The sequence below is a fragment of the Paenibacillus athensensis genome, assembly GCF_004514475.2.
Lineage (GTDB): Bacteria > Bacillota > Bacilli > Paenibacillales > NBRC-103111 > Paenibacillus_AL > Paenibacillus_AL athensensis.
The window spans coordinates 242,057-268,453 of sequence record NZ_MYFO02000006.1; the positions used below are offsets into that span (position 1 = coordinate 242,057).

Here is a 26,397-nt window from a genome sequence, read left to right on the forward strand (position 1 = left end):
ACTTCTACAGAGTACCCTCGCCTTACTCCCTGACAACGCGCAAAAGCCCTGTATACCCGTCTTCGTTATACGCAACGGAATGATACGAAAACCATTCGTAATAAGGCAATCCCAACAACTGAGCAATTCGATAATAGGGCTCATGATGGAACAATTCATCCATTGATGCGGGGGAAAATAAGCCTTCTAATTCAGAGTCTTCGACCAGTAATCCGTTCTTGAAGAAGGGTTGTAAATCAAATCGGTCATCTCGAATTCGAATTTCATCATCCCAATCGCAGAAATATTGGCTGATTTCCTCGGATTTATCAAACAATCGTACACTATATCCATGATCCTCTGCGTATACATAATGCAGTAACATGCCCGGATTATGATTGACAATGGCTGGCAGCGGTTCAAATTGACTATCCTTGACGACAAACGTCACCCAGCCATTCTCTGGCGGCAACACGTAGCCTTCTTGCTGCGCATTTTTTAATATCTCTTTCACAATGAGCGGGTCGCTTGTCCGATAATGATAACTTTCGCTAAATTCACTCATCTTGTTTTTTCCTCCATACCCTATTCTATTTAATTACTTCCGAAGTGCACCAGTCCGAAAAAAAGCCTAACTATTAATAGTTGATGTGCTTACGCCAAAAAATTTAGCCAGTTGCCCCGTTGTATATAACTGTGTCGCCTCTTCTTCGGCAATAGGGCACCGCAAAAACAATTAGTTACAGACCTTTACTTCTGTTACTATGTAGATACGAAACCTGTAAACTTCAAACCCCACTCTAAAACTTCATAATCTGTCCGACAATAAAGTCTTCCAAATATAAATGGGATTGCGGGTAAATTGCATCCTGTTGAGCAAATAACTCCGAATCGGATTATAAGAACTCTTTTTGTAAAATTCAATAGTCGAGCTCTCATTTCCAATTTCCTTAATTCTTCTAAGACCTGACTAACTATTATTGCTGGACATGCTCCTGCTTTGAAATCGTCGTTCAAAGTACATTCTCACCAATATCTTTTAAGCCGTCAAAGTTGAAACACTGAGAATGATGCCAGAAAGAGGGGAAACAATTCTTTAAAGTGAGGGGATTTCAATAAAACCCTGTAATGTAGTTAATAGATTGATGAAAAATTTCAACAAATGCTGGGCTATTGCGGGTGGTTGGTCGATTGATATGTTTATCGGGAAAGTAACAAGACATCACGATGACATTGAAATAATCGTATTTCGGCAAGATCAATTATCAGTACAGATGCATTTAGCTGGATGGATATTCAAAAAAGTTGAAAATGGAATAGTCAGCCCATGGAACATTGGAGAGATGTTGCTTCCCCCAGTACATGAAACCTACGCTGAAAAAGATGGCGAAAAGATAGAAATACTCTTAAATGAATCAGACGGTGATCATTGGGTGTATCGTAGAGATGCTCGAATTACTAGAGAGTTCAAAAAAACAATATTGTTCTCAAGTCAGGGTATACCATTCCTCTGTCCCGAAATTACGTTGCTGTACAAATCAAAGAATCCAAGATTAAAGGATACTAATGATTTTTATAATACATTTAATCATATGGGTTCTGATCAGAAAAATTGGTTCAGCGAATCATTGAGGATCCTATATAAAGAACATACATGGTTGTAAATAATGATTGGAATAACAGTAAATCAAACAACTTTTTTAAAGTTAGCATGACGATATTGAAGAAAGTAATTCAACAATTAAATTGATTGTATGTCTAATATTATCTCTTCGATTGTTACAACTGTTTTTATTGAAAACCCAACTGCCTCTTGAATTTGATTCAATACGACCTCAATGAAATCAACTGGAACCTCATTAATGTCATTAAAATCTTTATATTTCACTGTAATTTTTAACTTGTTCCATAGTTTGTAACCCCCATCTTCGTGATACTCTATAAGAATTAAAAAGGTGATACGTCCCAACCCTAACAAGTTGCCGCATCACCTTCCAAAAAGAATTAAATATGCAAAACTGAACCAGCTTCTGACCAATGCTCTTTTGAAAACTGCCATTCATCATGATCGGTATTAACTAATCTGATTTCTTAAATTGCAAAAGAACCTCCACCTTATCCTTCTTATCTTCACTCAATGTACCTTTTTCAAGATTGAGGAGATACTCAACAATATCCTGGGTGAGATTTAACCGACCGGATTCAATGATATCCTTAGGCTTCAACACTTTGGCTTCCAGAAGCATCTCTACCGCTTTTCTAATAATCATAGGCTGAGGGACAGTCAGGATCTCGTCCAGCGGCTCTTTCTTTCGCATATTTTTTTGATTCATTTGCTTCATCAAATAGGTGTATTGATTATAGTTGATCGCCCCTAAATGGAACGCTCGGACGATCATTGCCTAGATCGAAACTTTCCACTTTTTCTTCAATTCGATATAAAAGCTAAGATGGTTCGGGTAATGGAGATCCTTTAAAAACGCATTCTTCGGCAACAAAAAAGCACCAGCGAATGAATCGGCCTGTTGCTCGATTAGACGGTGCTCTTCAAGAAAGATATCATTATAGTCCGTGTTCCAATTATGAAGAAGCATATGTCCTAATTCATGTGCTGTATCAAATTGTCTCCGGCATGCCGATTGCTTTCCATCCCCAAGAACAATCACATATCGTTCCCGATTGTTTATCATTTGTCGCTGACTAAAAGCGTCGATCTTATGCGTATCGGTAGCAAGCGAGGTCATGATGAATCCGTTTTTCTCCAGCAGAAATACGATATTGGAAATGGGTTCCTCACCAATTCCCCAGTGGCTTCTTAGTGCCGAAGCAATTTCTTCGATATCCTCTCGCTCCAGTGAATTGGGATTATCCATTTTCTTTTCCGAAAGGTCGATTAATTCCTTAATACTCGGTAAATTTATAGGAGGAAAATCGATATAGTGCTCCAGAAAATCACAAACCTTGGAAAAATACCGTGTTTTTTCGATTTGCGATAAACGTTCCTTCTTGGAAGTTGATACTAGAGATCGAAAAAATGTGTTTCCAACCTGTAAATCTCCGAGTACATCAGACTCATAAAAATACTCACGTGGAAATTTAAGGACGTACATCAGCTTCATTAGCGTTTCTAATGTAGGCTTATTTTTGCCATTCTCAAATTGGGAGATCGCTTGCTTGGATACGCCTGATTGCTCCGCCAGCTTGGATATCGTAAACCCTGAGTATATTCTTGCTGATTTTAACCTGTCCTTATTAAAGGTATTTACGACAACCATCTGTAAAAAGATAATAATTCCTGTCCACCTCACGTTTCCCCACCAAATCCCTCAGATCCCTTGTCCCACAAGGCTTGATCGGATTGATCGAGGAAAAAGCGAGATAATAATTCCTGTCCTCTTCCGGTGAAAAAATCGGGCAAAAATCGAATCGAAAATCAGGGCTAATTGTGAACAAAATCGGATAATAATTGCTGTCCGCGAAGGGCAGGGAAACGATCGCGTAAAAGCTTGAAGCAGGCTCTTCAATGCTTGGAATAGAGCTTGGGAAAAGCCTGCGAAACAGCCCTTGTACATCCTCAAAACCCTTGCTTCGCCTGAGTTTTCGCTTGGGTAGGAAATCGAGATTGGATCGAAAAATCTTCGCTTTCGTTCGCCGTGGCAGAGAAAAAGACTGGAGAATTCGCTTGGGGAAAAGCCCGTGCGGTTTCCAGTCTTTGGTGTGTTGGTGGACAGGTTTTATTATTCCTGGACAGTTAGTTGGGTAAGTGGTCAGGAATTATTGTTGTTTGAAACCATCCGCTGCCGCGCCGCCTCAAACAGCAGCACCGTCGCCGCCATCGCGACGTTCAGCGATTCCGCTTGGCCCTGCATCGGAATAATCACCCGCTCGTCCGCCAACGCGGCGACGGCGTCCGATACCCCCTTGGCTTCGTTGCCAAGGAGCAGCCACGTCGCGGCGGTCAAATCCGCCTCGTAGCACGAGCGCTGCGCCGCCAGACTCGTCGTGACGACGCGCACGCCGCGCTCCCGCGCCTGCGGCAGCAGCGCGGCCAGATCCGCCTCCACGATCGGCAGATGAAACACCGACCCCATCGTCGAGCGTAGCGCCTTGGGGTTCAACACATCCACGGTGCCTCGCCCCAGAATCACGGCTCCGGCCCCGACCGCATCGGCGCTGCGAATGATCGTGCCCAAATTGCCGGGGTCCTGCACCCCGTCCAGCACGATCGCCAGACTCGGCGGCAGCGCCAACAGCTCCGACAGCGACGTCTCGCGCTTGTCGACAATCGCGAACACGCCCTGCGGCGTCTGCGTGTCCGAACATTTGGCCAGCACCGCCGCGCTGACCGCAACCCACTCCACCGCCAGCCCGTCCATAGCGGCTGCCGCAGCCAGCAGACCCTCGGGCCGCCCGCGCTCGACCGCATACGCGATCGTGCGGACCGGCGCTCCGGCCCGCAAAGCCTCTTCGACGAGGTGATAGCCCTCGATCAGATATTGCCCCAGCTTCTCGCGGCCACGCCGCTCCAGCAAGCTGGCCCATTCCTTGACCCGCGGATTCTGGGCCGACATAATTTCCGTATGCATCTGAATTTCAAGCCCCTACTCTGCGAAAGTCACTTCAAAATTTTGCAAATCCTCGTTCCGTCCCACGATGACCAGTACATCTTGCGCCTGCAGCGACGCCTCAGCGCGCGGCGGGATGATCAGCTCCTCATTTTGCTTGATCGCGATGACGTTGCAGTTATATTTGGCCCGAATATCGAGCTGCTTCAAGCTCCGGCCGAGCATCTGGCGGGAAACCTGAATTTCCACAATGCTGTAGTCAGCCGACAATTCAATGTAATCAAGAATATTGGAAGAGATCAAATGATGCGCAACGCGCTGCCCCATATCCCGCTCGGGATATACGACTTTGTCGGCGCCGATTTTTTTCAACACTTTACCGTGTAGATCATTAACGGCTTTAACGACCACCATACCGACGCCCATTTCCTTGAGAATCAGCGTAGTCAGAATGCTCGCTTGAATATCCTCCCCGATCGCCACGACGACAACGTCGAAGTTGCGGATGCCGATCGCGCGCAGCGCCTCCTCATCGGTCGAGTCCGCTTGAACGGCATGCGTCACCAGCGACGAAATATCCTGAACCGTTTCCTCGCGGGTATCGATGGCGAGCACCTCAAAGCCCAGCTGCGACAACGTTTTGGCAATGCTGGAGCCGAACCGCCCCATCCCGATAATAGCAAACTGTTTTTTCATAGGGTCCCCCGATCTGCTGCAAATTAACGCTTCCATTATACCATACCGGCCGCTGCATCTCACATCTTGCCCGGGAGGCATGAACCTGCGGGACAATGCACATATTAAGAATCGAGAACGAAACGAAAAGCGAGGTCCCCGTATGAACATTAATTTAAGACAAGCCATCATTCAGCGCGTCCAGAACAAATCGAACGAAGAACTAAGCGACATCATCGAGGATTCCATCGGCGGTGAAGAACGCGTATTGCCCGGGCTGGGCGTCTTGTTCGAAATCATCTGGCAGCATTGCGACGAGCAGCGGCAAACCGAGCTGGTGTCCACACTCAAGGAACATCTGCATTAGCATCGCTTGACCTCTTGGACCTTCCACCGGCTGAAGCGCTGCGCCCGTTCGCAGATCCACCGCTTCAGCCCTTTACATAAACCGGCATATCGTCGGCTGCCGTTCGCCCAGACGCCGCGGAGCCGTCCCCGCGCGAAACAACTCCAACTGCGGCTTGACCACCTGCAGCACATCGTCAAACGTCGTATATGGATAAAAAGGCGCGCCCTCCTGCTCCAAATTCCGGGCCAGACTGGACCTGGCAAATACCCAATCGGCAAACCGCGAGCCATAGTAATCGCTGCTGCCGTCGCCGATGTAAATAATGTTCCAGCCTGTCTCCTTCAGCCTTTTCACTACACTGGCCTTGCAGCAGCCACACCATTTGCAGGCCGGATTGTCGTTTTGCAGACCGAACCGGAACTCGCCGTCCTCGCCGAACGTAATCGGATTGCTGATCAACCCCTCAACCCGAATCTGCAACCGCTCGACAATACGCTCAATATAATAATGCATCCCGTCGCTCAAAATCGTCACAGGCAGCTGCTCGGCCTCGCAAAATTGCAAAAACGCCCGCGCGCCCTGCCGCAGCGCCACCTGCTCCAGCACCTCGTCCACTTCGGCCTGACGGCCCTCCAACAGCGGAAACGCCACCTGAATCCAGTCGTAGGAACCGATTTCCTTGCGGCGAAAACGGTCGGTTGCCTCCAGAACCTGCGGCTGCCGCAGCAGCCCAAGCTTGCGTTCAATCGCCACCCCGACATCCTGCTCCATCAATGTCCCGTCAAAATCCGTAATCATCGCCAGTCGTGCCAACCCCGCACCTCCGTTTTTGTAACCTCAAAAGTGCTGTTATTATAGCACGAAAAACGGCTTTATTTATAGAACGCATCATTTCGACAATTTTCGTAAATTTTTTTTAAAACAAGAACGTGATTTTTATAATTTTTACCAATTTTGCCTAACTCTAATGTTGTCTATGGATTCCGTACGCTTTATCATTAGTTCCATAGTACTATTTCAAGTGGGAATGAGTGATAGGATGAAATCGGTCGGTGCTTTGTTGAAAACCGCAGCGGCAAAAAGTTTAGAAGCCCTTCGGGGAAAGAAAAAAGCAGACGCGCATCGCAGTCAACCGCTCCCCGGGACAGATCGCATCTACAGCCGCAACGAACTGCATGATTACTTGACTTCCGCCATGCTGCAGCTGCACAAAGAGAATCCCACCCTTCACTCCACTCTTCTCTTGCTCGATCTGGATCGGTTCCGCAACATCAACCTGTTTATGGGTTATTCCTTCGGCGATCAGCTGCTCGGCCTTGTAGCCGGTAGACTGACGCGCGGCTTCACCGACCGGGTGGTCGTGCAGACAGGCGACGACGAATTCCTGATGCTGCTGTTTGCCGCCAATCCGCTGGAGCTGGCCGAACGCGTCGATCAAGTGAAAAACGTTTTCGCCGAACCGTTCGCCATTGCTGGTCAAGAATGTTTTGTAAACGCTAGCATCGGCGTCTGCGACGTCTTTCTCCAGCACGACAACATCGGTCAAGCGCTGCGTCAGGCCGATCTCGCCCTGCTGTCCGCCAAGCATATGGGCAAAAACAAAACGATCCGCTACGACGCTTCCCAGGAAGGCCCGTCCTTCAACCGGATTCATATGGAAACCGAGCTGCGCAAGGCGATTTTCTCCGACCAGCTCATTTTGTATTACCAGCCGCGGCTGGAGCTGTCTTCAGGCAACATCATCTGTCTGGAGGCGCTGGTCCGCTGGAAGCACCCGATTCACGGCATCATCCCGCCCAACGATTTCATTCCGCTGGCCGAGGAAAGCGGCTTGATACTGCCCTTGGGCGAATGGGTGCTGCGCCGCGCCTGCCGGCAAAAGAAAGAATGGCTCGATGCCGGCATCATCGATTATCAGATTGCCGTCAACATCTCGCCAAGCCAATTCCAGCAGCACGACTTCGCCGACCAGATCATCAACATCATTGAAGAAGCCGGCGTCGCTCCGGACTGTATTGAGCTGGAAATCACCGAAAGCTCGATCATGCACAACATGGAGAACACCATCGCCATTCTGGACAAACTGTGCAAAAAAGGCGTATCGATCTCCATCGACGACTTCGGCATCGGCTATTCGTCGCTTAACTATCTCAAGCATTTCCCGATCCATTGTCTGAAAATCGACCGCTCCTTCGTCAAAAACATTCACAGCGACCAAAGCGACCTGGCGATTACGCACGCCATCATCAATCTGGGCCATTCGCTGAATCTGCAAGTCGTCGCTGAAGGCGTCGAAATGCAAAGCCAGCTGGAAATCCTCAAGGAAACGAAATGCCATACGATTCAAGGCTACCTGCTCAGCCCGCCGGTATCGGCGCCCGAGCTGGAGCTGCTCGTCAGCAGCATGCGCTTGACGCTCCACGAGGAGCCGTCCGCGCAAGCCGATATCAGCTAAGCCACGAACCTGCCGCCCCCCCCCCCTGGAGCCTCTTGGGACCGTTGACAAGCCCTTTGCCAACCAGCCTCCCATTTGCCGCCAGGGGGTTATTTGCATGCGTCGGATTAGCGTTTGTGGGCGCGTGCGTAGCGAATGATTTTCGCATAGACCCTTTTATTCTTGAGCTTGCGAAAAATATACGGATCCGGCGACGTGTTCACCTCAAGCACCCACGGATGAAGCCCCGGATCCAGCGCGACGTCAACGCCGATTTCCTTGACGCCGCCGTACTTGCGCTGCATCGCCTGCGCGACGCGAAGGCCCAGCCGCTCCAGCCGGCCGACATACCGCTTCCGGCGTTCGCCGCTCACATAAGGAGCCAGCAGCGCCTCGACCGGCTTCAGTATACCGCCGCTATGAAAGTTGGTGACGACCTTCTGCGGCGCAGCGACGCGGCCGATGATCCCGGTCGTCTCCCAATGACCCTGCGGCGATTGCTGCACCATCACGCGCAGGTCGAAGCGGCGGCCCTTATAGGTCAGCAGCTCGATCCCTTTTTGCACCAAATATTTGCGCTTGCCGGTCGTTGCCTCCAGCGATTCGTACAGCTCATCGAAGCTGGCAAAGCTGGATTCCACCGTCCCCTTGTGGTAGGCATAAGGCTTTTCCGTTTCATTTTCCCGCCACTCTACCCGCATCACCCCGTTGCCGAAGGTCCCGATATCCGGCTTCACGTAGACCATGCGATACTGCTCCAGCATCGCCTTGAGCGTGGTCGAGCTGAGCAGCCGGGTTGACGGAAGATGCGGCTTCACCGCTGAACTGGCCGCAATCGCCGCCGTTTTCGCCCATTTGCTGTGAATATATCTTTTCATCCTTCTCCGCCTTTCCTGCCTGTGCGCTTCCTCTCATTGTATGACGTGAAGAAAGGCGGCGATTGGGCATATGCCCCCTTCGCGCAGAAGCAGAGACGCCGGCTCGCGGAATCGTCGCTGGCACGCACGCAAAAAGGCTCCCGCACCTGATCTGTGCAAGAGCCTTAACCACCCGAAGAACGCCCGCTTACGGGGCGCTGGTCAGGAACTGGGCGTTCGGATTTTTTTCCATCGACGAGCGCAGCGCATATTCGCTTTCGAACAAGCCGACGTAATTGCCCTTCTTGTCCTTGACGAGCTGCGAGTTGATGCGGAATTTGCCGGGATCGATTTTCTCGTCGACAATCCAGCGGGCGAACTGGTAGTTCTGGCGCTGCAGAATAATATCCACGCCGTATTCCGCGCGCATCCGGTGCTCCAGCACCTCGAACTGCAGCTGGCCGACGACGCCGAGAATCATGTCCTCGAAGCCGATCGTCGTGAACACCTGAATCATGCCCTCTTCCGTCAACTGATCGATGCCCTTGAGGAATTGCTTTTGCTTGAGCGCATTTTTAATCGAGACCTTGCTGAACAGCTCCGGCGAGAACGTCGGCAGCTCGTCGAAGACGATCTCCTCGCCTTGGCTCAGCGAATCGCCGATGCGGAAGATGCCGGGATCGAACAAACCGATAATGTCGCCGGGAAACGCCTCGTCGACGATATCGCGATCCTGAGCCAGAAATTGCTGCGGCTGGGCCAGCTTGATATCCTTGCCTGCACGCACGTGCTTGACCGACATCCCGCGCTCGAACTTGCCGGATACGATGCGCAGGAAAGCAATTCGGTCGCGGTGCGCCGGGTTCATGTTCGCTTGAATTTTGAAGACGTAACCGGAGAATTTCTCCTTGGTCGGCTCGATTACGCCGGCGCTGCTGTTTCTCGGCTCCGGCTTTGGCGCCAGCTGCAGGAAGTTGTCGAGGAACGTCTGCACCCCGAAGTTGTTCACCGCGCTGCCGAAAAATACCGGCGTCAGCTCGCCCTTCATGACCTTCTCCATGTCAAAAGGATCGCCCGCCACGTCAAGCAATTCGATTTCCTGCGTCAGCTGCTGATACAGAAATTCGCCGGCAATTTCCTTGACCAGCGGATCCTCAACGCCGCTCACCTTGCGCACCTCGATCTGCTTGTGATCGTCGCCCTGGAACAGCTCCAGCTGCGTTTTGGCCCGGTCATAGACGCCGCAGAACTGCTTGCCCATGCCGATCGGCCAGTTCATCGGGTAAGAGCGGATGCCGAGCACTTCCTCCAGCTCCTCCAAGAGCTCAAACGGATCGCGGCCCTCGCGGTCGAGCTTGTTGATAAAAGTAAAAATCGGAATGCCGCGCATCCGGCATACCTGAAACAGCTTTTTCGTCTGCGCCTCGACGCCCTTGGCGACGTCGATCAGCATGACCGCGCTATCGGCAGCCGTCAGCGTGCGATACGTGTCTTCACTGAAGTCCTGGTGACCTGGCGTATCGAGAATGTTGACGCGATGGCCGTCATAATCGAATTGCAGCACGCTGGAGGTCACGGAAATTCCGCGCTGCTTCTCGATCTCCATCCAGTCGGACGTCGCATGCTTGCTCGCTTTACGGCCTTTAACCGTACCGGCCAGCCGGATCGCGCCGCCGAACAGCAGCAGCTTCTCGGTCAGCGTCGTTTTCCCCGCATCGGGGTGAGAGATGATCGCAAACGTGCGGCGCTTGGCGACTTCGCTCTCCAATACTTTGCTTAATGGCGTTGTCATCTGGTTAATTCCCTTCCTTTATCTTCAATCCTTAACTGCTGATCGATCCAAGCTTCCTGCTCGCAGCAAATGGCCCTGCACGAGCGGCAAGGCCACTAGACCCTGGCCGCAGGCAAAGCGGCAGCTTGCGCGCCTTACGCCTGCTTGAGCGGCACGGTCCACGAAGCGTCGTCCAGAAACGTCCGGCTCGTAAACTCGCGCCCCTTCACCACAACCCGGTTCTCAAACACCTGCACATAAAGCCCCTGCGACTTCTTCTTGGCTTCGGCTTGCTCCTGCCGGTTCAGCGGACGGCTGACCGAGGAATTGTGGAAAAAATGAAACGTCTCCTGCACATAATGCGGCGTCCCGTTGTCAAAATCCATATGACGATGACCGCAGAATACGAAAATATTGCTATAAGGCCGCAGCAGCGCGCGAAACTCCTTCGCCCGGATCAGCTGATGCGAGCCTCCGTCGCTGCCCATCGGCGGCAGCGGCTGGTGAATCATCACAAACAGCGGCCGTCCCGGCTTGTAGAGTGTCTCCAGACGTTCCTTGAGCCAAGCCATCTGCGCATCCGAATACCATGCGCCTTCGCCCACCTCCGGCATCTCCTGCACATAGGCTTCCTGCGAAAGCAGCAGAATCGAATGGTCATTGGCCGTATACTCGTTATACAACCGCTCGTAGCCCATGAAATTCTTGAATTGCTCGCGCGATAACGCGTCGGACTTGCCGTTCGGCTTGGCGCTTTGCTGCCAGGCGTTATTTTTGTTGATCCAGATCGTATAGTAATCGTGATTGCCCATATTGGCGTGAAAAGGCGGCAGCTGCTTGTATTCATCCAGCACCGCCCGCAGCTGATCGTAGTCGCGCTGCGTCCCCGTATCGGTCAAATCGCCCGTTGCCATAATCGCATCCACCGGACCGGCAAACGCTTGAATATCGTCAAGCGCCAGCCGCAGCTTGTCGGTCGTTTGCCGGTCAACGGGCGTCACATGCAAATCGCTTAATATAAAATACGAAAAAAGCGGCTCTCCGGTCACCGGGCGCGCCGATGCCTCCGGCTCGGGCGCAACGCCTGCGGACGGCGACGGAGCGGCCTGCGATACCGTCATCCGGTCGGTCAGCTTGATCAGCCAGCGGGTCAAGCCGAAGCTCAAGCCAATCAAGGCCGCGCCGACCAGCAGCAGCCAGCGTACAAAGGACCGTCTGGACATGCCCACCCCTCATTTCTATTAACTTTTGTGGCAAAAAAGCCAACGGGCCTAACGCCCGTTGGCTTGACGATTGCGCCTAATTGCCGATCAGAAACGCCCGTGCCGGAGCGGCTTCGATGCCGGTCAGCTTGAGCGGCGCAATGACCATGAAATACGTGCCGCCCGGCACGTCCTTCAGCCGCAGCCCTTCGACAATAATAATGCCGTTGCCCATTAATGTGCGATGCGTGCCATAGTTCGGCTGCGCTCGCTCGATGCCGAGACCGTCGGTGCCGACGCCCTTGACGCCCAGCTCGTGCAAATAGGCAGCTCCGCTTTCATTCAAGTACACAAATTCGAAGTCAAACTCCTCGGACAACGAATTGCGCGTTTTCAGCAAAATCCACTCGCCCTTTTGCAGCGCAAACGGCTCCAGATGCTCGCGGCCGATGCCCTCCTGCACATGCGTCAGATCAAGCACCCGCGCCGTCCCCACCAGATCGCTCAGCGGCAGCGTTTCAATCGTGGCGCCACCGTCGATCATGTGCAGCGGAGCGTCGACATGCGTACCCGTATGCGCGTCCAGCGTCACCTTGGATTCATAAGCCTTGGCGTTGGAGAAATTTTGCACGTTATGGAAAACCGGCTTTTTCTCCTCTTTATTTTTGTAAACCTGCATGCCTTCGTGAATCGTCATTGAAATATCGTAAATTTGAAAAATGACAAGCCCCTCCTATGTCAAAACCTTGGTCTTAGGCTCCGTCACCCAATCGACTTCGCCTTCGTTTTGCCCGTTGATCGGCCACCATTTAAAGCCGTCCTCCGCCAGCAGCGCCTGCGCCTTGTCCGGTCCCCAGGAGCCGGCCGGATACAGGTTCAAATCGGCGGCGCTTTCGCGCCAGGCTGCAGCGATCCGGTCGACGTATTGCCAAGCAAGCGCCACCTCGTCCCAGCGGGTGAAGTACGTCGAGTCGCCGCGCGCCGCGTCGTACAGCAGCCGCTCGTACGCCTCCGGCGTATTGATGCCGATTTGGCAGCTTTGGCAAAAGTCCATCGCAATCGGCACGATCACGCCTTCGGAGCCCGGCTGCTTGGCGTTCATTTTCAGATAAATGCCTTCCATCGGATTGACCCGGAACACGAGCAGGTTTGGTTCAAGCTGATGTTTTTTGGCTAAGTATACGTTATCGGGTATGTTCTTGAATTCGACGACGACTTCAGTCGTCTTCACCGGCAAGCGCTTGCCGGTCCGGATGTAGAACGGCACGCCCGCCCAGCGGAAATTGTCCACATAGACGCGAGCGGCAAAATACGTCTCCGTCTCGGACGACGGATTGACTGCATCTTCCTCGCGGTACGCACGCTGTGCCTTACCCTTGGCTTGACCGGCCGCGTATTGGCCGCGCACAACGTTCTTGCGCACCTCGTCGGCCGACTCGAACAGGCGCAGGGAACGGAGCACCTTCACCTTCTCGTCGCGGATATCCTCCGGATGCAAGCGGCTTGGCGGCTCCATCGCCATCATCATCAGCATTTGCAGCATATGATTTTGGCCCATGTCGCGCAGCGCGCCGGAATGATCGTAATAGCCGCCGCGCTCTTCGACGCCAACCGTTTCGCTGAGCGTAATCTGAATGTTGGCAATATATTTGTTATTCCACAGAGGTTCAAAGAAGGCGTTGGCAAAACGCACAAATTCGATATTCTGCACCATCTCTTTGCCCAGGTAATGGTCGATCCGGTAAATGTCCTTCTCCTCGAACACTTGACGGAGCTGGGCGTTCAACCGCTCGGCTGAAGGCAGATCGTAGCCGAACGGCTTCTCGATCACAAGGCGGTGCCAGCCCTTCGTCTCCAGCAGCCCGCCTTCGCGCAGGTTAGCCGAGACGCTGCCGAACAGCTCCGGCGCCAGCGCCAGGTAAAACAGCCGGTTGCCCCCGGTCTGGAACTGCTCGTCCAGCCGTTGCGTCAGCGTATTCAATTGATGAAAGCCATCCACGTTGTTAATGTCCAGCGACATATATTCAAAATGCTTCGTAAAGCTTGTCCATTCCGCTTCGTCCGTAATCGGATAGCGGGCGAACTCGCGGATCGAATGCTGAACGTCCTCACGGAACTGTTCGTTGGTGCGCGGACGGCGGGCGAGGCCGACAACGGCGAAGTTCTCGCCAAGTTTGCCCTCCCGGTATAAGCTGTAGAACGCCGGGAACAGCTTTCTTTTGGCCAGATCTCCCGTCGCTCCGAAAATATAAAATACGGCTCCACTCATCTATGCATCATTCTCTCTCTTATTGGTCTCGGTAAACGGTATTATGCTTAGCATACCTAAAATGCGTCAGGTATTCAACTTTCCACGCGTATTTTCTGGAGAAAATAGACGGATGTCTATACCGCACGCCTAGATCGCGAATAGGCTAATAGCAAATTCGCATTGGAAAGGTGTGACTGAATGATGCAACGCATTGATCCCGTTACAGAAGCATCCTGCCGGCCGCATTGCGGCAAGCCGGTCCTGATTTATTTGCATGACGGCACCGAGGTTTACGGCGTGCTCAGCCGCGTCGACAAAGACCGGCTCCATCTTGGCGACACGCCATTCGACACTGCCGGTACCGCCGCGCGCAAAGGGCGCGGTAAAGCGCGCGTGAGCAGCCGCGGCAAAAAGCCGAAGTCCCGCGTCAAGGCGCTGGAGCCGTCCGGCGAGCCGGAATCCGGTGCGCCGAGATTCGGCTGGAGCAGCGGTTCCGGCTACGGCGGGGCGCTGACACTGGAGCTGGCATCGGTTGGCGCGTTGTTTCTGCTCGCGTAGCCTGGCGGCTCCACAGCTTGGCGGGTGCAGCCTCCGGGCTTCACCGGCGCGGATTTCCGCTCCACCGGCGGCTGGGGGCTTCGCTCACGCGGATCGCGGATTCGCTGGCGCAGCCCTCGGCCGGCACTCTGACGGCGCAGCTGCCAGCTTCGCTCATGCAGTGCGCGGCTTCGCTGGTGTAGATCTGCTTCACCGGCACGGCGGGCAGCTCTGTCGGCGCAGCTGGCTGCCAAGCCACAGCCTCTCAGGGCCGTTGCCACCCGCCGTCCAGCTTGCGCTAGCGCAGCGCCTTGTTCAGCAAATAGCAGGATATTTGCGGCAGCTGCTGCTCCACCCGATAACCGTGCTTGGCATAGAAGCCAAAGGCCTTTTCGTTGCTGAAATCAACGAACAGCTTGACATGGCGGCAGCCTCTGGCCCGCCCGTGCGCCTCGGCCGCGTGAAGCAACTGGCCGCCCCAGCCGCGTCCCTGTGCGCCGGGATCAACGGCCAGCATGTCAATGAACAAATCGCCTTGCCGGCGCAAGGTCGAGATAAAGCCAAAAGCGCGCCGGCCCCCTTTGGCCGTAACGAACGTAACGCCGCGGTCCAGCCGTTTGCGGATCTGTCGCGGCGTCGCGTCCGACGGCTGGAACGTAGACGAAAATGGCGCGATTTGCTCGATAACCAGACGGTGTATCGTGGCATCATCCAGTGAAGCGACTCTTTTGCGTATCATGGGGCAACGCCTCCTTTTGCAGAAGCTATGCTCCTATCCTATGTAAATGGCGTTGACGGCGCTTCCGCCAGCGGCCCGGCTTTCCGGCAGATTGGAAGGTTTGGGCGCCAACATCGCTTACATATAGCACCGCTAACACCGCATCTTTGAAAAAAGTTTGGCGTTGGCGCCGTTTTGCAGCAAAAAGCTGTCAAGCGCCAATTTACCCCAATCCCCGGGGGTGGTATAGTGAAGGTAGAGGGAAAATAAGGAACCGGACGAGAGGTGAATGATGATGATTTCCGCCAGCCCGATTTATATGACCAACATGTATCGCGCCAACGGCGATTTTTACCGCGTAAGCGCCGCCCGGGCCGCCTCGCCCGTCAAGCCGCTTGTCTCGCGCCAGCCGCTGAACCTGCCGTTTGAACGGCTCGCCTACAAGCAGCTTGCGCAAACGGCAGCTAGCGGCGTAGCGAGCCTCGTCCAGACGGCGCAAAACGCCCGGCAGGCCGCTCAGGCGTTTCTCAGCGGCGGAGGCGCCGCGCTGATTGACCGACGTGCCGTCGTGTCGACCAAGCCGGGCTCCGTCAGCGGCGAAGCCAAATCCGGCGCGGCGCTCAAAAGCTACCGCGTTCAGGTCAGCGCCGTCGCCACCGCGCAGCGCAATGCGGGCCTGTCCGTCAGCCGCGCCGCAGCAAGCCCCGTTCAGCAAGGCTGGAACGAGCTGGAGCTGCAGCAGGACGGCGAAGCGACCCGCTTGCGCTTTTACACCGGCTCCGGCGAAACGGCCGAGCAGACGCTCGGCAAGCTGCGCAGCGCGATCAATCGCGCCGGCGCGGACGTGCAGGCTGCAATGGTCGATGACGGCGGCGGACAATCTCACCTGCAGCTCACTTCGCGCCGCACGGGCCAACAAGCCGCGTTTACCCTGCGGGACATTGCCGGCAACGCCGTCAAAGCGCTGGGCCTGAACCGGACGGAAACAGCGGCGCAGAACGCCGTTTACCGGGTCGACGGCGGGCCCGAGACCATCTCCCAGTCGAATGACATCGAGCTGGAGAATGGCGCCGTCACGCTGCATCTGCACGCCGCGGACGACGAAGAAGTAACGCTGACGGCGCAAGCAGACAGCGATGCGATGCTCAAGCCGCTGAAGCAGCTGGTCGACAGCTACAATCGCTTCCGCCGCGAGCTGGAGCAAGCGCCGGATATGTTGAACCGTTCCCTGCTGCAAAGCTTGGAACGGGCGGCCCGCCCGTCAACGCTCAGCCAACTGGGCGTGACGGAGCTGGAAGACGGTTCGCTCGAGCTGGACGAAGCCGCCTTCAAGCAGCAGGTCGCCGATCATTACGGCAACGTGCGGCAAAGCTTGGGCGGCGTCAGCGGACTCGCGGCCAGTCTCAACGCCAGCTTCGGCAAGCTGGCGCACCAGCCCGCCGAAGCGCTGCTGCGCTTTGACGGGTCGCCATTGCAAACCTACAGTCAATACCGCGCCAAACTGCAAGCATATTTGCCGGTCCCGCTAAGCGGACTATTGCTCGATCAATCCATGTAAAAAGCGAAGGAGCTTGAAAGCGGACGGCGTCAGCCGCCTCGGCGATCAAGCTCCTTTGCGTTCATGCGATTATTCGACGGGAAGCAACCCTTGCAGCGGCACGCGTCGGCAGCCCTTTGCAGACTAGCCGCGTCAGTAGCCGTCGCCCCCATCCAACGCCATTCAGCACCCATCCAGACGGGTCTGACAGGCCGCCGTACGGCCGGCACCGCGCTCCGGGAGTCGCGCGCGGTGCGGAAAGAGCGCCAGTCAACCCTGCTGCCGCTGCTCCCCGGCCACTCCGTCAGCGCACGGACCTGACCGACCACAAGCCATCACCTCGCAAGCACCGCCTGACACCACGCGCGATGGCGTCAAAACGCCGCCGTGCCGCAGCCGTCAAAACTGCAAGCTCAAATAGCTGAGCGTGCCCAGGTCATAGCTGCGGTGCAGCACCTGCGCCGGCTCCTCGCCCCCGCCGCTGCCGAATGCCAGCAGCAGCGGAACGAAATGCTCAGCCCGCGGCACGGCCTGCCGTCCGTAAGGGGCAGCTTGCTCGTAATCGAACAACGCCGGCAGATCGGGCTTTTGCAGCTGCTCGACGAGCCAATCGTCGAATTGCACAGCCCAGGGCTCGGGCTCTTTTTGCCCCCAATGCAAAGCTCGCAGATTATGCACGGTCGCTCCGCTGCCGAGCACCAGAATATCGTCAACGCCCAGCCCTTGTAGCGCCTGCCCGATCCGGTATTGCTCGGACGCCGGTAAATGCGGATGGACCGATATTTGCACAACGGGGACATCCGCTTGCGGGAACAATCGCGACAGCAACGTCCACGAGCCGTGGTCAAGGCCGCGCGAACCGTCCGTCCGCACCGTAATTCCAGCTTGCCGGAAGCGCTCTGTCACCGTATCGGCTACCTTCGACGAGCCCCGCGCCGGATAAACGACTTGATACAGCTCGTCGGGAAAACCACCGAAATCATAAATGGTCTCATAGACATCATCGTGCGCGGAAACCGTCAGCACAGCGCTCTCCCAATGAGCGGTAAATACGACCACGGCCTTAGGAGCCAGCTTCTTGCCCAACTCGGCCAAAAACGCCGTATACGGCGAATCCTCAATCGCCAGCATCGGCGATCCATGCGACAAAAATAACGGTCTGATCATGCTGCATTCCTCCTTGATTAAAGGCCCGACTGCAAGCAGCCTCATTTAACTTACTTTATGTAAGTTAGTTTATTATAATAATTAAATTTCGTCAAGTAACCAGAAATTAAAAACAGCCGCGCCGCAAACCTTCCGGTTCCCGGCGCAGCCGTATCGCTGTCTAGCTGCTGCAAACGCAGCTTAGAATATTTTTTTGCCCAGAACATGATCCAGCGGCACGAATCCGATTACCCGGCTGTCCATGCTGTTATTGCGATTATCGCCCATAACGAAGATGTGATCCGCCGGCACCGTCCACGTTTTGTCGTTTTCCGGCGACTCGTTCATTTGTTCATAGATATAAGGTTCATCGAGCATTTGACCGTTGCGGTACATGTGATGCTCCTTGAGCTCCAGTGTATCGCCCGGCTTGCCAATGACGCGTTTGATCCAGATATGCTTGTCGTCGGAACGGGTAAACAAGCTGAGCAGCGGGCTTTCCGTCAAATCGTCCTTGAATGTGCGTTGCATCGTCACCCGGCTGTCGATAATGACAATATCGCCGTAATTCGGCTCGTAAGAAAACGTGTGCGACAGTTTGGAAACGTATACCTTTTGCGTATCGTGCAAGGTGGGGTCCATCGAATGCCCGGACACCTTGGTGGACTGAAAGACGAATACCCCCAGAAACACGACAAGCACAAATGAAATCGCAATCGAGCCGATCCAGCTCCAAATTTGCTTGACTACCTTCATTACTTCCTCTCCCCTTCCATTCTATTCAGCCAGTCCGTGCTTGAAGGCGTAAATCGCCGCTTGCGTGCGGTCCTCTACGCCCAGCTTGGCCAATACGTTCGTAACGTGGAACTTGACCGTTTTGATACCTATAAATAGATCGTCCGCGACCTCCTGATTGGACTTGCCGGTCGCAATCAGCCGCAGCACCTCCATCTCGCGTTCGGTCAGCTCCTCATGCGGCGCGCTGGCCGGCTTCGGCTGGCGGAAGCGGTTCATGATCTTGGACGCTACCTGCGATTCCAGAATCGACTGTCCCTTGGCCGCGGCGCGAATCGCTTGGGCGATTTCCGAAGCGCGCGACGTTTTCAGCAGGTAGCTGAACGCCCCTGCCTCCAGCACCGGATACATTTTTTCGTCGTCGAGAAAGCTTGTCAGCACAATCACCTTACAATCGGGATACAGCTGCAGCAGCTTGCGCGTCGTTTCAATGCCGTCCATGCCCTCCATCACCAGATCCATCAGCACGACGTCGGGACGGTATTCCTGAGCCAGCCGGATGCCGTCATGGCCATTGCTCGCTTCGCCAACCACCTCGATCCCGTCTTCGGTGCCGAGCACGGCGGCCAGCCCGATCCGAACCATCTCGTGATCGTCAACGAGCAGCACCTTAATATTCGTGTCCATCCGCTTCTCCTCCATCCACTAAAATCGGAACGCGCACCTCAATCCGGGTCCCCCGCTCCGGCGCGGTCACAATATGCAGCGAGCCGCCAATTTCATTGACCCGCTCCTTCATCGACACAATGCCGTAAGAGGTATGCTTTTTCTCGTCAAGCTCGAACCCGACGCCGTTGTCGCGAATCCCCAGACGGATGCCGTCAGGCCGGCGCACCAGCCGCACCTCCAGCTTCGTCGCTTTGGAGTGGCGAAGCGCATTGGACAACGCCTCCTGCACGATACGGAACAAATGATCCTCGATCCCCTTGGCCAGCCGGATTTCGTCATCCATATCCCAGGCAATGTCCATCGGCACCTTGGCCGACAGCTCCTTGAGCAGCTCGACCAGACCCTCGGACAGCCGCTTGCCCTCCAGATGCACCGGGCGCAAATGAAGCAGCAGCGCCCTCATCTCGGACTGCGCCACAGACGCCATTTCCTCGATCAAATAAATCTGCCGCTGCGCCTTCTCAAAATCCTTATCCAGCGTGCGGCCAACCGCCGTCGCCGTCATCGAAATCGCAAACAGCTGCTGGCTAACCGCATCGTGCAGCTCGCGGGCAAGCCGCTGGCGCTCTTCAATGACGGCCGAGAAACGGGCTTTTTCGGCCAGCTCGGCATTGTCGTTGGACAGCCGCTGCAAGGAAGTGACCTGTTCCTCCCATTTTTTGGTGATGCGGGCCAGTTGCTCCCCGAGTCGACCGATTTCATCTTCGCCCAAATCAATGCCAGTGCGGGAGAAATTCCCTTTTTCCAATAATACCATGCTTTCCATCAAAGGCTCCAGCCGACGCTTGATCCGGATGCTCGACCAGTAGCCGTACGCCAGACCAATGCCCACCGTAATCGCAATGAGCATCAGACTTGTCTGCACGCCCTGCTGCCAGCTGCGGAAAGAAACAATCAGTTGATTCGAATTGAGAAAATAAATGATGACGCCAAAAATGACCAGGCTGAGGAAGATCGACTCGCCCATGCTGCGCCATATCATGTTCGTCAAGCCGCGCCTATTGCCGTCCAATGTGCGAAGTCCCTCCCGTCGCCCGATCGTTGCCGCTTGCGCAGCCGAGTTGGTGATTACACAATTTTAATCGTTACATTGCCTACAAGAAAGGAGATGATCAGTTTGACCTGATGGTCGGTGGCGTTCGCATTCGGCGTCTGCCACTCCAGCTTGTTCATCACCCCGGTTTCGCGCTCATGCGCCGCGTCGATTTGCCCGAAGACCACCGAAGCGCTAACCGTAACGCCGATGTCCTCCGGCACCTTGATGTCGACATCGCCGACAATGCCCTGAAGGACGAGCGTCGTTTCCCGCTGCTCCAGAATGGCCAGCGACAAGTCGATGTTCGTCTCGCCCGCGACATGCCAGATGCTCGTGCTCCGCAAAATCCAGGGCTCCTTGCCCCAACGGATGCTATCGATAAATTTGTGCTTTTGCAGGAACGAATCGTCGTTGTTCACGCGTTTGGAACGCACCAGATACAAGCCGAACCCGATCAGCAGCACAGCCAGCACAACCGACATATGATTGCCGAGCAAAATCAGGCCGCCAATGCCAATCAGCACAAACGCCCGACGCGTTTCGCCATGCGCCCGCCAGCGATGAATGCCCAACAGAACGAGAAACGCCGCCAGCAAAGGAAAAAGCCCGATCGTGTGCTCCAGCAGCAAAAAAAGACCCGCGCCGATCAGAACAAGCGCCGTATTGCGGTTACGGTTTCCCGGTTTCGTCTCTTCCTCCATGCTTCGCACCTCCTCTGGCTGCCGCGTTATCCCGAAATTTCGCGAAACGTAACCGTGTAATGAAGCAAAAGCCATAGCGGCATCATTCTCGCCCTATGGCTTTCATCCTAATCTAGCATACCATATTAAGCGTCCGGCTTCCAAGCTGTAATTGCAGGCTGTAAAAAGCCCTCCATTCCGCAGCTTCGCGCCCGCGTCCGGCACATCTGCAGCCGCGCTGGCGCGTGCTGCTGCGCGCGGCGCGGGCCGATAACCGGCGCAGCGCCTTAGCGCTCGCGGCCCGGACCGTTGCCGCTTCCGCTGCCGTAGCCCGTGCGCTCCCACTCGCGGCGGAGCTTGCCGTGCGCAGCGTGCAGCTCGTGCCGCAGCTGCTCGGCGGCTTCCTTGAGCGTCTCGCCGGAGACGCGGCCCGCCTCCTGCAGCGCCTGCCCGACCTCGCGGCCAAGCACCTTGCCGGCCTCGCCCAGCTCGCGCAGTCCCTCGCGCATGCCCGCCCCCGTCAGCGGCCGCTCGCCGCTCTGCGCAGCGCCCTGCACGCCGGCTTCGCCTGCAGCCGCTCCCGGCTCCGCCGCCGCGCGAGCCTGCGCCAGCCGTTCTGCCAGCTCCAGCACCTCGTGCTGGCTGTGCGCGTATTGCTCGCGGTACAGCTCCGCCGCGGCTTCCTCGCGCTGCTTCTCTTGCAGCGCCAGCCGGGCCAGCGACTCTTCGCCGGCGCGCATCGCCAGCTCGGCCTGCTCGCCGCGCAGCGTTGCCATCTCTTCGGCGCTGACAGCGTGCTGCCGCAGCTCGATCGCCTTGCGCACCGCCTCTTCATAGCGCCGCTCCAGCCCGTCAACCGCCGCTTGCGACGGCGCGATGCGCTCGACGGCATCGTTCCAGACGGCTTCCGTCATTTTACACACTCTCGTAAATACGTTCATGTTCTCCACACCCCGCCGTCAATTTGTCTTACCCGTGATACGTATGCGAACGCTGCTGCTTGAGAATCGATACCCCGTATGCGATCATCGCAACGGCAATCAGAATGCCGATCAACCCGGACAGCTTGATCGCCAGGATCAGCCCGCCGAAGCCAAAGAGGACCCAGCCGATTTTTCTCCCGTTGCGGATGCCCAGATAGCCGAAGCCGATCAACGCAAGCGGCACGAGAATCCCCATCACATGCAAATGCAACCCCAATTGGTTTAATCCGATAACGACGCCCATTGCGATCAGCAGCAGGGCCAATCCGCTTTTTCCATTCACTGCCATGTTTTGCTCCACCCTTCCGGTTGCTCTTGATAGTTTTAGTGTAGCTCATCCGGCGCCGACTCAAAACGGACCCGCGACTGTTTTGCTCCTAGACCTAAGTCTAGGGCAGCTCCCCGACCTTCCACATTTTGGTCGTTGAGCGCATCCGGCGACGATGGTAAACTAATTGCAGCCGAGTCCGGTACACTTTTTCCAAGTGCTGGTACGGGGGACGATTTACTTGGGGTGAATACTTGCCGCGTTGCGCGCGCAAGCTAGGGAGAACCTTCTTCCCGAACCCGTCAACTAACCTCGGAGGCTCAAGAAGGAGGAACCCAATTGAATACATGGATGCGCAGAGGGCTCTCCGGCCTGCTTGTGTCGTGCTCTGTAATGGCCGCCGGGTGGCTTGCTCCGCCTGCGGCGCACGCCGCCGAAGCTCAAGCCGTCAAGGTCCAGGTGAACGATCAACTGATCGCGTTCCCGGACGCCCAGCCCTTTCTCGATCAAAATCAAAGCACGCAGGTGCCGGTCCGCTTCGTCACTGAACGTCTCGGATATAAGCTGGATTGGAGCAAGGTTGGCGAGCAGGTGCAAGTGACGCTGCAGAATACGCGTCATACGATTGTTTTGACCTCGGGCAGATCGACCGCGATGATCGACAATGAACCCGTAACGATGACCACTACCGCCGAATTCAAAAACGGCCGCGTTTTCGTGCCGCTGCGCTTTATTTCTGAAGCCGCCGACGTGCAGGTCCATTGGGAATCGGCCAGCCGATTGGCGCTCGTCAGCAGCGACGGCAAACAGCATGCGCCGGACTACGAATTATTTGAAGCAACGGCTTATTCCGCCGACCCGGCCGAAAACGGCGGGTATTCGGCTTACGATTACATGGGCAATCCGCTTGCGTTGGGCACCGTAGCCGTGGACCCCAATGTGATCCCGCTGGGCAGCAAGCTATATATTGAAGGCTACAATTTCGCCGGACTGCCGGCAGGCGGCATGTACGCCTACGCTACCGATATCGGGGGCGCCGTAAAGGGCAATCATCTTGATATTTACGTGCCCGGAACAGCAGCCAGTCTTAGGGCGTTTGGCATTCAAAAAGTAAAGGTGTACCGCATCAGCGAATAGCGTGTAACGGACGACGGCCCGACAGGGCCGTTTTTGCGTGGGAGCAAAAAAGGCTACCCAGTAATCTCTGGATAACCTGATCATACAAAAGAGCCGACAATGGCTCTCTTAATTATCGCGCAGTAAACATGGATGCAACATGCCGTTGCGTTTCCGCCGTCCCCAGCTTGCCAATCAGCGCATACGCCGCTTTCAGGGAAGCGTCGTAGCCGTCGTTGGATTCATCGTGATGGTAAGCAATGCCCAACGCAGGCGCTACCTGCACAGCGGTCGCCTGATCCCATTCCCCCAGCTCCTTGAACAGCTCCTCCAGCTGGTCGCGCTCCTCCGGCGTCGCTTCGATCTCCAATTCATAAGACGCGTCTCCCTGATTTTCCAAAATCGTGCGCGATTGCACGGAGACATAGTAGTGTTTTTTGTCCATGACGCACCTCTCCTTCGCAAAACCTCAATAATGTCGATAAGCAAAATAGCCGATTACGAGCACGGCAGCCACAGCAATCGACAGGTACGCCCAAATGCCCGGATTGAGAAAAAAACGATGCCGGTAAGTAGCGGCAGCCATGCTGTCGTCCCGCTGGCGATGCTGCTGCTTGCTCGCCAATACGAACGAAGCCGCCAATCCGGCCAAAACGATCAACGCTCCCACGATAAACAAATAGTTCATCGGCGTGCACTCCTTTATGCGTCATCTGTTGGCTATTAATATCCGCCGGGGAAAAGGTTCTTATTCATGCGGCAATGCCAAGCGACAAAACGATGAAAATCAATTGGCAATGCGGTTGTACGCAAACAAGCATACCCTAAAGGGTATGCTTGTTTGTTTGTCAGTTTGCCGATCTTCCTTCCGCTTTCCGGCTCAGCCGTTAACCAGCTTGGCGGCCAGCACCGGCTTGCCGCGCGGCTTTGCTCCGTTGGCGTCAGGCTCCAGCGTAATGGCAATCTGATCGTAATCCTTGAGCTCCATCGTATAATAAAGCCCGCCCGTGCCGTTATGGGTCAGGAACGTCCCGGCATTGACGACATCTTCGCCTTTGATCAGCCACACCTGATACGCCTCGCTGCCCTGCAGCTCCGGCAGCTTTTCGGCCTGGACCAGCAAATGCGCGCCCTTGGCGTCAATCACAATCGTTGCCAGCCCTTGGGCAACAATATCCGCAGCCGTTCCGCTAAGCGTGACGGCATGGTTGATTTGTACCCCGACGCTCGGGCTATCGTTCAAGGCAAGCTCCGAGCGCAGCTGATCCAGCTGTCCGCGCAAATCGAACGAATACCAGCCGAGCAACAGCACAGCAGCGGTCAAGCCGCCGTATATCCACGGCTTCAAGCGGTCGCGCGGCTTCGTCCGACGCCCTGCTCGCCGCGCCAGCGTATCCGCGGCTTCCAGCTGGGCCTGGCTCCCGCCATGCGCAACGCGCTGCTGCGAACGCGGCGACGGCGACGGCGGATCAGCCATCTGCTGCACATTCAATTGCTGTGCGTCGGACAGCTGCAGGCCCATCTGCTGCGCATTGGCTTGCTGCGCATTGGCCCGTTGCAGCTCCGACTGCTGCGCATTCGACTGCTGCGGCCCCTGCGGCGACGCCTCAAGCTCGCGCTCCGGCTTGCGCTCATCCGGCCGCAACTCCGCAATCCGCTCCGTCATGGACGCAGGCGTCACGCCGCTCGTCCCAGCCGCCTTGGCTGCAGTCGCACGCTCATCCTGGGTCGGCTTGGACAAGATCGGCGTCTTTAGCAGCGCTGCCCATTCCCGCTCCGTCACGCCAGGCTCAAGGCCCGCTTCCGTCAGCTCGTCCGGATCGGCTGAAGCCGCCTGCTCCGTCGCGTCTGCCTGGTCCGCCGACTGCAGCGGATGGACCGGCTCGGCCGGACCGGCTGCCTGTGCAGGCTGCGCCTTCGCGCCGCGCACCACGTCCGCTGCCCGCGTCAAATCCTCGAAGCGCTGTTCGCTGCTGGCCGATGCGCCCAGCACGCTGCCCAGCACCCGCGCCTGCATGCCTTCCGGCACAGCGACCGGCTCCGCCGCAAACGGCAGCAGCCCGATGACAGCCAGCAGCTCATCCAATCCTTCCCGACAAGCCGGGCATGCCTCAAGATGACGTTCGAATGCTTGCCGTTCTTCTTCGTCAAGACCGCCCAACGCGTACATCTCCAAATCATCACACCTATGTACAGGTTCATTCATCGCTGCAACTCCTCCTTTCCCGTTCCTGTCAGCCGCTGTCTCAATTGCTTCATGGCCAGCCGCACCCTGCTCTTGACGGTCCCGAGCGGAATCGCTTGGGAATCCGACACCTCCTGCTGCGTATAGCCCTGAAAATAAATCATTTCCACAACCATCTGCTGCTCATCGCTTAGCGTATGCAACGCCTCGCGCACCTGTGCGCCCAGCCATTCAGCCTCAACGACTTCCTCCGTCGTCCGGCCCGTATCGGGAATGCGGTTCAGCTGCTCCTGTTCCGCCGTTTGCTTCATAATCCGCGACTGCTTCTTGCGCAAAAGATCAATGGAAATATTGCGAGTCAACGTAAACATCCAGCTTGTCAGCTTGCCAAAGCCGCCATCGTAGCGCTCCGCGACATGCCAGATGCGCAGGAACAGCTCCTGCACCGCCTCCTCGGCCATCATCGGGTCCTGCACGATCCGGTAGGCAAACGCGTAGATCGGCTTTTCATATTTTTCATATAAAAATCGCAAAGCCTCCGCATCCTTGCCGACAATTCGCTGCATCAGCTCCTGATCGGTTATTGAAGCATTCATCGGGGGATCTCCTTTCCGAAGTATCCCTCCTATTATATACTTCGCAAA

At 55.5% G+C, this 26,397-nt stretch carries 30 protein-coding genes and 1 riboswitch; of the genes, 6 read left to right on the plus strand and 24 right to left on the minus strand.

From position 1 onward, the window contains the following. Positions 1–22: 22 nt before the first annotated feature. Positions 23–544 carry a hypothetical protein gene (locus B5M42_RS13775; RefSeq protein WP_134754630.1) on the minus strand — a complete coding sequence of 174 codons (522 nt, stop codon included), beginning with the start codon at positions 542–544 and terminating at the stop codon, positions 23–25. A gap of 580 nt (positions 545–1,124) precedes the next feature. On the opposite strand from B5M42_RS13775, the gene B5M42_RS13780 reads away from it, so the two are divergent. After that, complete coding sequence (locus B5M42_RS13780) at positions 1,125–1,643, plus strand: nucleotidyltransferase domain-containing protein (RefSeq protein WP_134754632.1); 519 nt, start codon at positions 1,125–1,127, stop codon at positions 1,641–1,643. A gap of 77 nt (positions 1,644–1,720) precedes the next feature. Here B5M42_RS13780 and B5M42_RS13785 read toward each other — a convergent pair whose 3' ends face one another. The 5 genes from B5M42_RS13785 to B5M42_RS13805 all read right to left on the minus strand — a co-directional run bounded on the left by B5M42_RS13785 (position 1,721) and on the right by B5M42_RS13805 (position 5,411). Beyond that, entirely contained in the window at positions 1,721–1,957 is a 237-nt protein-coding gene (locus tag B5M42_RS13785; protein WP_134754634.1) for a hypothetical protein, read from the minus strand. Positions 1,958–2,057: 100 nt separating this feature from the next. After that, on the minus strand, positions 2,058–2,312 hold the full coding sequence (locus tag B5M42_RS13790; protein WP_230632900.1) for a hypothetical protein: 255 nt from the start codon (positions 2,310–2,312) through the stop codon (positions 2,058–2,060). 69 nt (positions 2,313–2,381) lie between these two features. Then, positions 2,382–3,287: a helix-turn-helix domain-containing protein gene (locus B5M42_RS13795; RefSeq protein ID WP_230632901.1), complete on the minus strand. Its 906-nt coding sequence runs from the start codon at positions 3,285–3,287 to the stop codon at positions 2,382–2,384. Positions 3,288–3,746: 459 nt separating this feature from the next. Next, a complete protein-coding gene (locus B5M42_RS13800; RefSeq protein WP_134754636.1) occupies positions 3,747–4,565 on the minus strand; it encodes a TrmH family RNA methyltransferase in 819 nt (272 codons plus the stop codon). A 15-nt stretch (positions 4,566–4,580) separates the two neighbouring features. Beyond that, complete coding sequence (locus B5M42_RS13805; protein WP_329959316.1) at positions 4,581–5,411, minus strand: potassium channel family protein; 831 nt, start codon at positions 5,409–5,411, stop codon at positions 4,581–4,583. Here B5M42_RS13805 and sspI point away from each other — a divergent pair. After that, positions 5,383–5,586, plus strand: coding sequence for a small acid-soluble spore protein SspI (gene sspI / locus B5M42_RS13810; protein WP_134754640.1), 204 nt, complete (start codon positions 5,383–5,385; stop codon positions 5,584–5,586). The genes B5M42_RS13805 and sspI overlap by 29 nt on opposite strands. A gap of 72 nt (positions 5,587–5,658) precedes the next feature. Here sspI and B5M42_RS13815 read toward each other — a convergent pair whose 3' ends face one another. Further along, positions 5,659–6,381 carry an MtnX-like HAD-IB family phosphatase gene (locus tag B5M42_RS13815; RefSeq protein ID WP_230632902.1) on the minus strand — a complete coding sequence of 241 codons (723 nt, stop codon included), beginning with the start codon at positions 6,379–6,381 and terminating at the stop codon, positions 5,659–5,661. 226 nt (positions 6,382–6,607) lie between these two features. On the opposite strand from B5M42_RS13815, the gene B5M42_RS13820 reads away from it, so the two are divergent. Continuing rightward, on the plus strand, positions 6,608–8,023 hold the full coding sequence (locus tag B5M42_RS13820; protein WP_167690067.1) for a putative bifunctional diguanylate cyclase/phosphodiesterase: 1,416 nt from the start codon (positions 6,608–6,610) through the stop codon (positions 8,021–8,023). A 107-nt stretch (positions 8,024–8,130) separates the two neighbouring features. On the opposite strand, the gene B5M42_RS13825 is transcribed toward B5M42_RS13820, so the two are convergent. The 5 genes from B5M42_RS13825 to zwf form a co-directional block, all read right to left on the minus strand. Further along, complete coding sequence (locus tag B5M42_RS13825) at positions 8,131–8,880, minus strand: YheC/YheD family protein (RefSeq protein ID WP_134754644.1); 750 nt, start codon at positions 8,878–8,880, stop codon at positions 8,131–8,133. Between the two features lie 187 nt (positions 8,881–9,067). Continuing rightward, positions 9,068–10,651 carry a peptide chain release factor 3 gene (locus B5M42_RS13830; RefSeq protein WP_134754646.1) on the minus strand — a complete coding sequence of 528 codons (1,584 nt, stop codon included), beginning with the start codon at positions 10,649–10,651 and terminating at the stop codon, positions 9,068–9,070. A 134-nt stretch (positions 10,652–10,785) separates the two neighbouring features. After that, on the minus strand, positions 10,786–11,853 hold the full coding sequence (locus B5M42_RS13835) for a metallophosphoesterase family protein (protein ID WP_134754648.1): 1,068 nt from the start codon (positions 11,851–11,853) through the stop codon (positions 10,786–10,788). Positions 11,854–11,929: 76 nt separating this feature from the next. Next, a complete protein-coding gene (locus B5M42_RS13840; protein WP_134754649.1) occupies positions 11,930–12,553 on the minus strand; it encodes a cyclase family protein in 624 nt (207 codons plus the stop codon). 12 nt (positions 12,554–12,565) lie between these two features. Then, positions 12,566–14,101 (minus strand): glucose-6-phosphate dehydrogenase, encoded by a 1,536-nt coding sequence (zwf, locus tag B5M42_RS13845; RefSeq protein ID WP_134754651.1) that lies wholly within the window; start codon positions 14,099–14,101, stop codon positions 12,566–12,568. A 180-nt stretch (positions 14,102–14,281) separates the two neighbouring features. Here zwf and B5M42_RS13850 point away from each other — a divergent pair, with 180 nt between their 5' ends. Beyond that, the gene (locus B5M42_RS13850; RefSeq protein ID WP_134754653.1) at positions 14,282–14,641 is read left to right on the plus strand and encodes a hypothetical protein; all 360 of its coding nucleotides are present in this window, start codon (positions 14,282–14,284) and stop codon (positions 14,639–14,641) included. A 277-nt stretch (positions 14,642–14,918) separates the two neighbouring features. Here B5M42_RS13850 and B5M42_RS13855 read toward each other — a convergent pair whose 3' ends face one another. Further along, the gene (locus tag B5M42_RS13855; protein WP_134754655.1) at positions 14,919–15,359 is read right to left on the minus strand and encodes a GNAT family N-acetyltransferase; all 441 of its coding nucleotides are present in this window, start codon (positions 15,357–15,359) and stop codon (positions 14,919–14,921) included. A 268-nt stretch (positions 15,360–15,627) separates the two neighbouring features. On the opposite strand from B5M42_RS13855, the gene fliD reads away from it, so the two are divergent. Continuing rightward, complete coding sequence (gene fliD, locus B5M42_RS13860) at positions 15,628–16,896, plus strand: flagellar filament capping protein FliD (RefSeq protein WP_134754657.1); 1,269 nt, start codon at positions 15,628–15,630, stop codon at positions 16,894–16,896. 378 nt (positions 16,897–17,274) lie between these two features. Here fliD and B5M42_RS13865 read toward each other — a convergent pair whose 3' ends face one another. From B5M42_RS13865 to B5M42_RS13895, 7 genes are all read right to left on the minus strand, one after another. Continuing rightward, positions 17,275–18,042 carry a DODA-type extradiol aromatic ring-opening family dioxygenase gene (locus B5M42_RS13865; protein ID WP_134754659.1) on the minus strand — a complete coding sequence of 256 codons (768 nt, stop codon included), beginning with the start codon at positions 18,040–18,042 and terminating at the stop codon, positions 17,275–17,277. Positions 18,043–18,222: 180 nt separating this feature from the next. Continuing rightward, positions 18,223–18,777: a signal peptidase I gene (gene lepB, locus B5M42_RS13870; protein WP_134754661.1), complete on the minus strand. Its 555-nt coding sequence runs from the start codon at positions 18,775–18,777 to the stop codon at positions 18,223–18,225. A 21-nt stretch (positions 18,778–18,798) separates the two neighbouring features. Continuing rightward, entirely contained in the window at positions 18,799–19,443 is a 645-nt protein-coding gene (locus B5M42_RS13875; RefSeq protein ID WP_230632903.1) for a response regulator, read from the minus strand. Next, the gene (locus B5M42_RS13880; protein WP_134754665.1) at positions 19,427–20,497 is read right to left on the minus strand and encodes a sensor histidine kinase; all 1,071 of its coding nucleotides are present in this window, start codon (positions 20,495–20,497) and stop codon (positions 19,427–19,429) included. Before B5M42_RS13880 ends, B5M42_RS13875 begins: the two co-directional genes overlap by 17 nt. Before the next feature lie 56 nt (positions 20,498–20,553). Continuing rightward, positions 20,554–21,222, minus strand: coding sequence for a cell wall-active antibiotics response protein LiaF (gene liaF / locus B5M42_RS13885; protein ID WP_134754667.1), 669 nt, complete (start codon positions 21,220–21,222; stop codon positions 20,554–20,556). A 266-nt stretch (positions 21,223–21,488) separates the two neighbouring features. After that, positions 21,489–22,142 (minus strand): PspA/IM30 family protein, encoded by a 654-nt coding sequence (locus B5M42_RS13890; RefSeq protein ID WP_134754669.1) that lies wholly within the window; start codon positions 22,140–22,142, stop codon positions 21,489–21,491. 28 nt (positions 22,143–22,170) lie between these two features. Beyond that, positions 22,171–22,473, minus strand: a complete 303-nt coding sequence (locus tag B5M42_RS13895; RefSeq protein WP_134754671.1) for a LiaF transmembrane domain-containing protein — start codon at positions 22,471–22,473, stop codon at positions 22,171–22,173. A 160-nt stretch (positions 22,474–22,633) separates the two neighbouring features. Then, a riboswitch (cyclic di-AMP (ydaO/yuaA leader) is annotated at positions 22,634–22,788 on the plus strand. A gap of 3 nt (positions 22,789–22,791) precedes the next feature. Between B5M42_RS13895 and B5M42_RS25550 the strand changes: the two genes are divergently transcribed. Further along, positions 22,792–23,589 carry a stalk domain-containing protein gene (locus B5M42_RS25550; protein WP_134754673.1) on the plus strand — a complete coding sequence of 266 codons (798 nt, stop codon included), beginning with the start codon at positions 22,792–22,794 and terminating at the stop codon, positions 23,587–23,589. 112 nt (positions 23,590–23,701) lie between these two features. Here the strand turns inward: B5M42_RS25550 and B5M42_RS13910 are convergent, their stop codons facing one another. From B5M42_RS13910 to B5M42_RS13925, 4 genes are all read right to left on the minus strand, one after another. After that, positions 23,702–24,013, minus strand: coding sequence for a hypothetical protein (locus tag B5M42_RS13910; protein WP_134754675.1), 312 nt, complete (start codon positions 24,011–24,013; stop codon positions 23,702–23,704). Positions 24,014–24,037: 24 nt separating this feature from the next. Next, the gene (locus B5M42_RS13915) at positions 24,038–24,256 is read right to left on the minus strand and encodes a hypothetical protein (RefSeq protein ID WP_134754677.1); all 219 of its coding nucleotides are present in this window, start codon (positions 24,254–24,256) and stop codon (positions 24,038–24,040) included. Positions 24,257–24,448: 192 nt separating this feature from the next. Further along, positions 24,449–25,774, minus strand: coding sequence for an anti-sigma factor (locus B5M42_RS13920; protein ID WP_134754679.1), 1,326 nt, complete (start codon positions 25,772–25,774; stop codon positions 24,449–24,451). Then, the gene (locus B5M42_RS13925) at positions 25,771–26,349 is read right to left on the minus strand and encodes an RNA polymerase sigma factor (RefSeq protein ID WP_134754681.1); all 579 of its coding nucleotides are present in this window, start codon (positions 26,347–26,349) and stop codon (positions 25,771–25,773) included. Before B5M42_RS13925 ends, B5M42_RS13920 begins: the two co-directional genes overlap by 4 nt. Between the last annotated feature and the right edge of the window lie 48 nt (positions 26,350–26,397).

What these genes read in the sequence shown, in the direction of transcription:
- B5M42_RS13775 (WP_134754630.1), bottom strand. Translation starts at nt 544, where the DNA reads ATGAGTGAATTTAGCGAAAGTTATCATTATCGGACAAGCGACCCGCTC.
- B5M42_RS13780 (WP_134754632.1), top strand. Translation starts at nt 1,125, where the DNA reads ATGAAAAATTTCAACAAATGCTGGGCTATTGCGGGTGGTTGGTCGATT.
- B5M42_RS13790 (WP_230632900.1), bottom strand. Translation starts at nt 2,312, where the DNA reads ATGAATCAAAAAAATATGCGAAAGAAAGAGCCGCTGGACGAGATCCTG.
- B5M42_RS13800 (WP_134754636.1), bottom strand. Translation starts at nt 4,565, where the DNA reads ATGCATACGGAAATTATGTCGGCCCAGAATCCGCGGGTCAAGGAATGG.
- sspI (WP_134754640.1), top strand. Translation starts at nt 5,383, where the DNA reads ATGAACATTAATTTAAGACAAGCCATCATTCAGCGCGTCCAGAACAAA.
- B5M42_RS13805 (WP_329959316.1), bottom strand. Translation starts at nt 5,411, where the DNA reads ATGATGGCTTGTCTTAAATTAATGTTCATACGGGGACCTCGCTTTTCG.
- B5M42_RS13820 (WP_167690067.1), top strand. Translation starts at nt 6,608, where the DNA reads ATGAAATCGGTCGGTGCTTTGTTGAAAACCGCAGCGGCAAAAAGTTTA.
- B5M42_RS13825 (WP_134754644.1), bottom strand. Translation starts at nt 8,880, where the DNA reads ATGAAAAGATATATTCACAGCAAATGGGCGAAAACGGCGGCGATTGCG.
- B5M42_RS13830 (WP_134754646.1), bottom strand. Translation starts at nt 10,651, where the DNA reads ATGACAACGCCATTAAGCAAAGTATTGGAGAGCGAAGTCGCCAAGCGC.
- B5M42_RS13835 (WP_134754648.1), bottom strand. Translation starts at nt 11,853, where the DNA reads ATGTCCAGACGGTCCTTTGTACGCTGGCTGCTGCTGGTCGGCGCGGCC.
- zwf (WP_134754651.1), bottom strand. Translation starts at nt 14,101, where the DNA reads ATGAGTGGAGCCGTATTTTATATTTTCGGAGCGACGGGAGATCTGGCC.
- B5M42_RS13850 (WP_134754653.1), top strand. Translation starts at nt 14,282, where the DNA reads ATGATGCAACGCATTGATCCCGTTACAGAAGCATCCTGCCGGCCGCAT.
- B5M42_RS13855 (WP_134754655.1), bottom strand. Translation starts at nt 15,359, where the DNA reads ATGATACGCAAAAGAGTCGCTTCACTGGATGATGCCACGATACACCGT.
- fliD (WP_134754657.1), top strand. Translation starts at nt 15,628, where the DNA reads ATGATGATGATTTCCGCCAGCCCGATTTATATGACCAACATGTATCGC.
- B5M42_RS13865 (WP_134754659.1), bottom strand. Translation starts at nt 18,042, where the DNA reads ATGATCAGACCGTTATTTTTGTCGCATGGATCGCCGATGCTGGCGATT.
- lepB (WP_134754661.1), bottom strand. Translation starts at nt 18,777, where the DNA reads ATGAAGGTAGTCAAGCAAATTTGGAGCTGGATCGGCTCGATTGCGATT.
- B5M42_RS13875 (WP_230632903.1), bottom strand. Translation starts at nt 19,443, where the DNA reads ATGGACACGAATATTAAGGTGCTGCTCGTTGACGATCACGAGATGGTT.
- liaF (WP_134754667.1), bottom strand. Translation starts at nt 21,222, where the DNA reads ATGGAGGAAGAGACGAAACCGGGAAACCGTAACCGCAATACGGCGCTT.
- B5M42_RS13890 (WP_134754669.1), bottom strand. Translation starts at nt 22,142, where the DNA reads ATGAACGTATTTACGAGAGTGTGTAAAATGACGGAAGCCGTCTGGAAC.
- B5M42_RS13895 (WP_134754671.1), bottom strand. Translation starts at nt 22,473, where the DNA reads ATGGCAGTGAATGGAAAAAGCGGATTGGCCCTGCTGCTGATCGCAATG.
- B5M42_RS13910 (WP_134754675.1), bottom strand. Translation starts at nt 24,013, where the DNA reads ATGGACAAAAAACACTACTATGTCTCCGTGCAATCGCGCACGATTTTG.
- B5M42_RS13915 (WP_134754677.1), bottom strand. Translation starts at nt 24,256, where the DNA reads ATGAACTATTTGTTTATCGTGGGAGCGTTGATCGTTTTGGCCGGATTG.
- B5M42_RS13920 (WP_134754679.1), bottom strand. Translation starts at nt 25,774, where the DNA reads ATGAATGAACCTGTACATAGGTGTGATGATTTGGAGATGTACGCGTTG.
- B5M42_RS13925 (WP_134754681.1), bottom strand. Translation starts at nt 26,349, where the DNA reads ATGAATGCTTCAATAACCGATCAGGAGCTGATGCAGCGAATTGTCGGC.